Here is a 7,321-nt window from a genome sequence, read left to right on the forward strand (position 1 = left end):
AGTTGTTATAGTGAACGAGTTTGATCGGATGAAATAGTTTTTAATTCATGTAAGTGATAACGATACCAGTTGCTGCCCAAGTATTTCTCGTTGATGGTCCGGATGCCTGAACGCAAACGAAGCAAAGTTAAGATGTCTTCCAGCGTAAAATCGGGTTTGTGCGGGTAAAGTTTTTCATAGACGATTTTTATAAAATGAAAATCTTCCGGGTAATCCAACGTCCACCGGTGTGACATGGAGTAATTTTTTCCTGTTTCCCATGTTACATTGCCGATACGAAATCTTTCCGGATTTTCCCAAAAAAACGGCGTCGTATGCTCTCGCTCGAAATTTTTTTCGGCTTCTCGATTGGCAAGCTCCAGCAAGAACATCGGGAAAACTTCCACATCATTCCCGTCAGGGTAAGTTGCAGGATGCAGATTACTTACAAAATCAAAATCAGCAACGTGTTCAATATAAAACCCAATTACGCGATCGATGATAGCCGGATCAATCAGCGGACAATCGGATGGAATCTTTACTACGACGTCCGCGCCCAAAGCCTTGGCGGCTTCATAATGCCGGTTCAACAGGTCGGTTGTATGACCGCGATAAAAATTGAGTTGCTCGCGCGCGCATAATTCTGCAATGGCATCGTCTTCCGGCTCGGTAGTCGTAGCAACGACGATGTCGCCACAAAAAGCCGCTCGCTGCATCCGTTCGATCTGACGCAAAAATACCGGCCGTCCGAGAATGGGCTTCATCACTTTATCCGGAAGCCGCGTTGATCCACGGCGCGCTTGCATGACCGTGACGATTTTCATAATGATAAACCCGCGGCGACGCGTGAAAAAACTTTTTTTACTGCCGTTTTGTATGAAAGGTTACGAGTGATCAATTGAGAATTGACCGGGTAGTCGTTGTGTAAGTATTTAGTACAAACTTCCGCAATAGACTTAGCCGATGTGCCGCCATTTTGTATGGGCGATAAACGTTTGAGCGCATTGACATCGAAGTAGGAGTGCACTTTTTTGCCAAGAGCGATGCCGGTATAAACTACGGTTGAATATTGCGTGATCAATTCATCGCAGTTGGCGATCATTTCATTGGTATTGCCATTGGTGAAGACCAATGAGCCGGGAGCATACCGGTTTATTTCGCGTATGGCGCGGGAAAAATTTTCGTTGGGATGTAACTTGAAAATCAATGGCCGTTTGTTGGCGATCTTTACGCAGTTTTTGAGAAATTTTTTCCTATTGTCTATTTTTAATGTTTCGCGTGCATCCGATGTAGCGACTAAAACGTAGCCGTGGTGTGGAAATGAATTTCGCCGATATTGGTCAAGGTTGTCGTAATTAGGAATTCCGGTAACTGTGATTTTGTCAGAGTTCACGCCTTTACGCATAAATAACTCACGGTATCCTTCCGACGCGACGCAGAATTTATCGTAGGCATGGGAAAGGCCGTATGCCGACGTGCTGGCGAGATAGCGGGGAAGTTTGAGCGATTTAACAAGATAGTACATGAGATTTTCAGGATCCGTCATTCCTTCCTGAACCAAAATCAGCCGTTTATGCCGGATGTTTTTTTGGATAACCAGATCGGAACACGTGACAACCAGATCATAATTATTGCGAATTCCGCCAAAATCCAGCTTTACTTTTTTCTGAAGAAGAAAATCGACCGTATGTTGGCGTGAAATGCCGCCGAGCGGCGTAAAATCGAGCAGACCTTTTTGAGTGAGCCACTTGAGTACGCCGTCGCAATAATACGGCGTAAAATGGCATTCGTGCTCACTAAGATACTGCGCTATCTGGTGCATCATAGTTGTTTGATTGAGCGATCCGCAGATGAAAAGGATTTTCTTACTTGCCATTTGATCCTGTTTAAGATAATTTTCAGCTACCGGTCTGTCATTAACATACCGGAAAACGAATTGTAACAAGAAAAATGAATTGAGAATAGAATATTGAAATTTCGTTTTCGTGTAATTAACCTTGCATTATTAATTTGTTAACGCTTCGGGTACGGAGAATTGTTATGGATACGCAAACCGGCGAGACGTTTGATTTTTTTAGGGCGCTTTTTGCAGCGCTGGCGGTATTTGTTCCGATTATTATCGCCTGGCTGCAAAAGAAAGATAAACTCCAGAAAACGAAATATTTTATCGACTTAATGCAATCTTACGATCACCTCAAAACAATCCGCGAACATCAGCAATCTCAAGCCGCTTCGCCGATTATACTGGAGAAACTCAACAGCCTCATTGAAGATATTGAAGATGAAATATACCGTGAAAATAAATTATCCGATTTACGGCTTTTTCTGTCCATCGTTTCTATCGAAATATTTTTTTTCATTGGCATTCTCTTCATCGACTTTTCAGAAGATATCAATAAAATTTTTCTCGGGCAGTCGTATGAAAGCGGTATGTTTTTTCTTGAAGGTATATTTCATACAACCACTGCAAGAGTGATTCTTCTGATGATTTTCGTCAGTGCTTCTGTTTTTATGACCATTCGTTTTTCGCGGCGTATCATAGGAAAAACAGTCAAACCGTATATGATCAATCTCAAACTGGTATTGGCGTTTCATGTTTTTTTTGTCATCGTTGCGGTGTTGGTGAGCATTCTGCTTGCCAGTCTGGATCCAATCGTTCCGTACTGGTAATTAGAGAATTTCTTAATCATTTAGTATTCGCCCGGTAATATGTCGATTAAGAAAAAAGGTATATTGTGCTCGAAAGCACATACTATTGGAATTGATTAAGTTAAATTTTCAAAGCTTCTATTTTAAACGAAAGGGAAGTATGCATTGCTTAGTATGGATGAATATAGTTAGCCTATTTTTAGGCTCGGATGCGGTCAAGGCTGGCGATGATGAATTTGTTCGGTTCAATTACCAGGCAGCAGCATCCGTATATGAATCCATCCTCCAAAATTCTCCGGGTAATCCCGAAGTACTTTGGAGACTTAGCCGTGTTTATATTTGCATGGGTGATATCCAGGAAAGCCGAGAACAGCGAGAAAGTATGTATCGTAAAAGTGTGGAATATGCACGACTGTGTGTGGCGGCGGATGGGAACAATGCGAATGGGTATGCGTGGCTGGGAGCCAGCCTCGGCAGTGTTGCAATGTTCGAGGGCAGCCGCAGCAAAGTCAAACTTTGCAATGAAATCAAATCTGCACTGGATCGTGCCATTGCATTGGATCCGAATAATGATATTGCGTACACGATCCTGGGCTCATTTTATCGCGCCTTAGGCAATATCAGTTGGCTGGAAAGACAACTAGCATCGGTTTTTATCGGAACATTGCCTCCAGGCGGAAGGCCTGAAGCTGAGAAAGCCCTCAAAAAAGCCATTGCCATCGCTCCAAACGTATTACGCCATCACTATGAACTCGGAATGGTTTACTACGACGATGGTAAGAATGATGAAGCAAAAAAAACATTTGAATACGCCTTGAAACTTCCAATTACTCTTACCAGTGATTATCATCGTATTGAACGTATTAAGAAAAAATTGGTCGAACTGAATGGTGAGACGAAATAGTCCATCCAACAGAACTAATTTTTAATAACTCTAATACTTTCTCATACGTTCTGAAGCTTTTTAAATTGCAACTCATCGTGCAAACGCGTACTATATGCCGTACAATCCTGTACGACTGTTTCAAAGTCAGCCGGAAAACAAAAAACCCCTCGTAGAATTGAGGGGATTTGAGTAGACCAGACGGGTCATCTGCCGAACTTTTTGGTAGTAGCCTTTAGGGATTATTACATGGGATTAACTCAATTCTCCCTTTAAAAATAAATAAGTTATGGCATTAATCCCTAAAGAACCTGTTTTATCCTGCAAAGAAGTAGTCTGGATTTTCAAAACCGTATTCGGCATGAGCCGGGCTTCATTCTTCCGTCACCACAGATCAAAAATGAAATTCTTTCCGGTCAATGGTAAGGGTAAAAGCGACCTGCGGATCGCCAGGATTGACGTGGTCGAATACTTCCGGTCATTACGAGAAGGCAACTATATGTTCAACGAGGTGTATGCGCCAAAATTTACCTAGCTCAGACCTTATTTCTTTGGAGGATTGTTGCCGCGACCTGTACCAGAAGGCTTACCTGTTGTGCTGGGCCAATTAGGATTGTTACCACCTTTATTACCGCCGCCTTTGTTTCCACCACTACTCTTACTCATAAAGCGTCCTTTCGACTTTAGATGTGTTATGGTGTATCTAATCAGGATTTAATATGTAAACGCCTTCTTCATTTCCTCTTTTCTTGCATTCAAAAATTCATCAAAGTTTTCGATCGACCATGAACCTTTTGGAATAAGATGTTTCTTCCACTCGTCTGGACTCTTAACCGTTACGATCCATTCAGAAAAGGGAAGATTTGACTTGGTTTTGTTTTCAGTACTTCCAATATAACGGAGATTGTATAGGGAATTGATCTTGTATGGCGGCACCTTATTCTTTAAAAGTTCGTCCTGCGAAAAAATGTGATCTTGCTCAGGAAGGTTTCCTTTAAATTTTGGCCTAAAATTAATGGCTCCGTTGTAACAGACTGTCAGAATCAAATGACTTTCGTACGATCCGTGCAGATATTTATCAAAGTCATCAAAATCCAATATCATTTTTCTCTTCGTTTCCGATTCAATTTTTTCTTCAATCTCCTTAGCTGGAAATGAACTTGACTTTGTAAGATCAATCGCCTCTTTGCACTTATAGAGAATTGTATCGCTTTGACCGCCAAAAACTCCAGTGAGAAGTGATTTTACCAACCAAGTGCCCAGTTTCGATACATCTTCATCCCGTATGAAATTTTGAGCAGTTCCAAACGCCTTAAAGTCATTCTTAAATATCCAATAGATTATTGGTATTAAGGCGTTATAACTTGTAATCAATTTGTCATCCAACAGAAATAGCCTGTCCTTAAGAATATCAACCAACAAGGCAATCGAAGGCTCAATGCTCTTTTCCCAATCACGTTTCAGGTTTTCAAGTAAATCAGTTCGAAAGTTTTTTGATTTGTAGCGAACTTGGTCCAGGTTTGTTGAATAGATCAAGAGAGCTGATTTCAAAAGAAAATCTGTATCAAATTTATATCTGTCTTCATTAATATTATTCAGCAGATACTCAAATTTTGTTCTTGCTTCTACCCACTTAGATTTTATTGTCGAGAAAAGTAAATCGGAATATGAAAGCTTTGTGCCGCCAGAATTGGTTCTAACGAAAATATCCAAAACTTTATCATAGTCTTTCTCCTTTTCAGGATAGTAATACAAAATCTTCTCGTACTTGAGCAGGCGGACTAACTTTCTACAGCCCTTTTTCTGATCTTTATTTAATTTAATGGCGTGTGGTTGTTCTAATTCCTTTTCGAGAACATCATCTATGTCATCAATATCAGGTATATCATAAACGTTCTTCACTCCGTACCAAAGCTTCTTCGTGCCTGCCTTTTTGTTCGTTTCAAGAAATGCTTTCCCGTTTTTCTCATTAAAGAACCTGAACTCATACAGTATTCCATCGTCCTGCTCAGTGCCCCCACTCAAAACATTGAAGTATAAATCGTAAGGCCTGTTCCGAATAATGTAATTTCCTTTCAAGACGAGGTAAAATGTTGTCAGCCTCTGTTGTCCATCTAACACTAATTGATACTCTTTTGCAGAATCAATCTCTTTGTTCTCGTTGTTTTTTTCTGAACTTTTCGAAACAAACTCAAGCTTTTTGATCTTCTCTTCTTGAAGAAACTTACCGTCTTGAATCCAGAACAGCATTGTGCTAATCGGATAATCCCTCATGATAGAGTCGAACAAAGCGTAGACCTGTTCGGGCTTCCAGACGAAATCTCTTTGAATGTCTGGCAAAAAAAAGATTCGGTTAATTTTTTCAACGATTTCTGAAATGGAATATCTAAGATAATCCTGCATAGAATTAAATTTAGTGCTGTTGGGATTCAAATTTGGAACGTTAAATATATAATCTCCAAAGCACTTAGTCAATAATAACAGAAACCTTACGTCCTCACTTTCGCCACGCCAGTCCCATACGCCCGCCATCTGAGTCCCGCACGAGTCCCACAAATGGCCTAAAATAGGCCTTCTTCAGTCTCATGTAGTCTCAAATAGTCTCAAAATTTGCAATACCCTATGCCGGGCCTTTATATTGCATGCGTTGATTTTTTAACAACGAAAAAAAAGAGCAATGGAAACACCAATCATAGAACACGACGAAGAATTTGAAAGCGAAGACCTGAATGCCGCCGAGGAAACACTTGAAGACGTAAAGCGGGTTATTAACGGCGATGTGCCGGTCTTTACTCCGCCAAAGCGAATTGTACGAAAATTTAAGGACGAATCGGAAAAAGCCGAGACGGAAATCATACCCGAAAAGAAACCCAAGTATGAACCCTATCCCGGCTTTGATCCGAAAAAACCCGACCCTGAATTTGCCTATACGGGCGTGCTATTCAGGGTTACAGGAAGCGGGACTCCGAACTATTTGGAACGAATCGACGGGCGAACGTTTGACGACGTTGCCTACCGTTACGGAGCAGGAAACTACATGATCCGTATGCCCAATATGAAAGGCATTTGCATGTATTTCCCGGTTTCACGGGAACTGGAAACACGGGTTCGCTTTGAGCGGCAAGATGAACCGGAAGATTTTTATTTTGAAAAATCACAGAAAGCCGATCCACAAACTGTTCCGGCACCTGTCCAGAATAATGACTCGAAGATTTATGAACTCTTGCTTCAGCAGTCCCAGCAAACGCAAGCTCAGTTTCAAACGATGCTCATGACACTATTGGGCAAAGATACCGGCGCGTCGGGTCAAGCACTCTCGGATGCTTATCAAAACGGATTCAAGGCCGGTCAGGAATCCGCTAAAACCGCAATGGGAACGATGGATACTATGTTCCGGAACATCGAAAAAGAACGCGATGAATGGAAAGCCAAAGCCGAAATGCTTCAAGTGGAACTTGGGCAATTACCCAGTGACGAAGAAGAGGAAGAAGACGATGAAGCGGAAGAGCAGCCCAAAAGCCCGCTCTCTGAAGTTGTCGAAGGATTAAAAGCGGTTAAAGATTTGGTTAATGCAAAACCTCAAAACACGGTACCTGAAAACAGGCAAATTGAGAACCAGCAAAAGGAAATTCGCGTGATGAATTCGGATAACATCAAAAACCTGATCGTCAATTCGTTCAAGAAACAAGTGCCCGCACTTCAAGCGGCCCAGCAGGTCTATGGCCTTGTCGGATCATTGGAAAAAGGCGCATTGAAGGCGTTCCCGGCAACGCAGGTGGTTGACTACTTAGTTCAGAACTACCTGCCCGG

Annotated in this window: 7 protein-coding genes; 4 read left to right on the plus strand and 3 right to left on the minus strand. The window is 41.7% G+C overall.

The window, feature by feature from the left end; translation table 11 throughout:
- Positions 1-5 precede the first annotated feature (5 nt).
- A complete protein-coding gene (locus K1X84_02775) occupies positions 6-803 on the minus strand; it encodes a glycosyltransferase family protein (GenBank protein MBX7150538.1) in 798 nt (265 codons plus the stop codon).
- On the minus strand, positions 800-1,855 hold the full coding sequence (locus tag K1X84_02780; protein MBX7150539.1) for a hypothetical protein: 1,056 nt from the start codon (positions 1,853-1,855) through the stop codon (positions 800-802). The genes K1X84_02775 and K1X84_02780 overlap by 4 nt, the downstream gene beginning before the upstream one ends.
- 164 nt (positions 1,856-2,019) lie before the next feature.
- Here K1X84_02780 and K1X84_02785 point away from each other — a divergent pair, with 164 nt between their 5' ends.
- From K1X84_02785 to K1X84_02795, 3 genes are all read left to right on the plus strand, one after another.
- Positions 2,020-2,649, plus strand: a complete 630-nt coding sequence (locus K1X84_02785) for a hypothetical protein (protein ID MBX7150540.1) — start codon at positions 2,020-2,022, stop codon at positions 2,647-2,649.
- A gap of 139 nt (positions 2,650-2,788) precedes the next feature.
- Positions 2,789-3,532, plus strand: a complete 744-nt coding sequence (locus K1X84_02790; protein ID MBX7150541.1) for a tetratricopeptide repeat protein — start codon at positions 2,789-2,791, stop codon at positions 3,530-3,532.
- 268 nt (positions 3,533-3,800) lie between these two features.
- Positions 3,801-4,046, plus strand: coding sequence for a hypothetical protein (locus tag K1X84_02795; GenBank protein MBX7150542.1), 246 nt, complete (start codon positions 3,801-3,803; stop codon positions 4,044-4,046).
- 179 nt (positions 4,047-4,225) lie between these two features.
- On the opposite strand, the gene K1X84_02800 is transcribed toward K1X84_02795, so the two are convergent.
- Positions 4,226-6,043: a DUF262 domain-containing protein gene (locus K1X84_02800; protein ID MBX7150543.1), complete on the minus strand. Its 1,818-nt coding sequence runs from the start codon at positions 6,041-6,043 to the stop codon at positions 4,226-4,228.
- 145 nt (positions 6,044-6,188) lie between these two features.
- On the opposite strand from K1X84_02800, the gene K1X84_02805 reads away from it, so the two are divergent.
- Positions 6,189-7,321: hypothetical protein (locus tag K1X84_02805; protein MBX7150544.1), on the plus strand; the 1,133-nt coding region annotated here is incomplete at its 3' end.

The sequence above is a fragment of the bacterium genome (assembly GCA_019695335.1).
Taxonomy (GTDB): domain Bacteria; phylum CLD3; class CLD3; order SB21; family SB21; genus JABWBZ01.

What these genes read in the sequence shown, in the direction of transcription:
- K1X84_02775 (MBX7150538.1), bottom strand. Translation starts at nt 803, where the DNA reads ATGAAAATCGTCACGGTCATGCAAGCGCGCCGTGGATCAACGCGGCTT.
- K1X84_02780 (MBX7150539.1), bottom strand. Translation starts at nt 1,855, where the DNA reads ATGGCAAGTAAGAAAATCCTTTTCATCTGCGGATCGCTCAATCAAACA.
- K1X84_02785 (MBX7150540.1), top strand. Translation starts at nt 2,020, where the DNA reads ATGGATACGCAAACCGGCGAGACGTTTGATTTTTTTAGGGCGCTTTTT.
- K1X84_02790 (MBX7150541.1), top strand. Translation starts at nt 2,789, where the DNA reads ATGCATTGCTTAGTATGGATGAATATAGTTAGCCTATTTTTAGGCTCG.
- K1X84_02795 (MBX7150542.1), top strand. Translation starts at nt 3,801, where the DNA reads ATGGCATTAATCCCTAAAGAACCTGTTTTATCCTGCAAAGAAGTAGTC.
- K1X84_02800 (MBX7150543.1), bottom strand. Translation starts at nt 6,043, where the DNA reads ATGGCGGGCGTATGGGACTGGCGTGGCGAAAGTGAGGACGTAAGGTTT.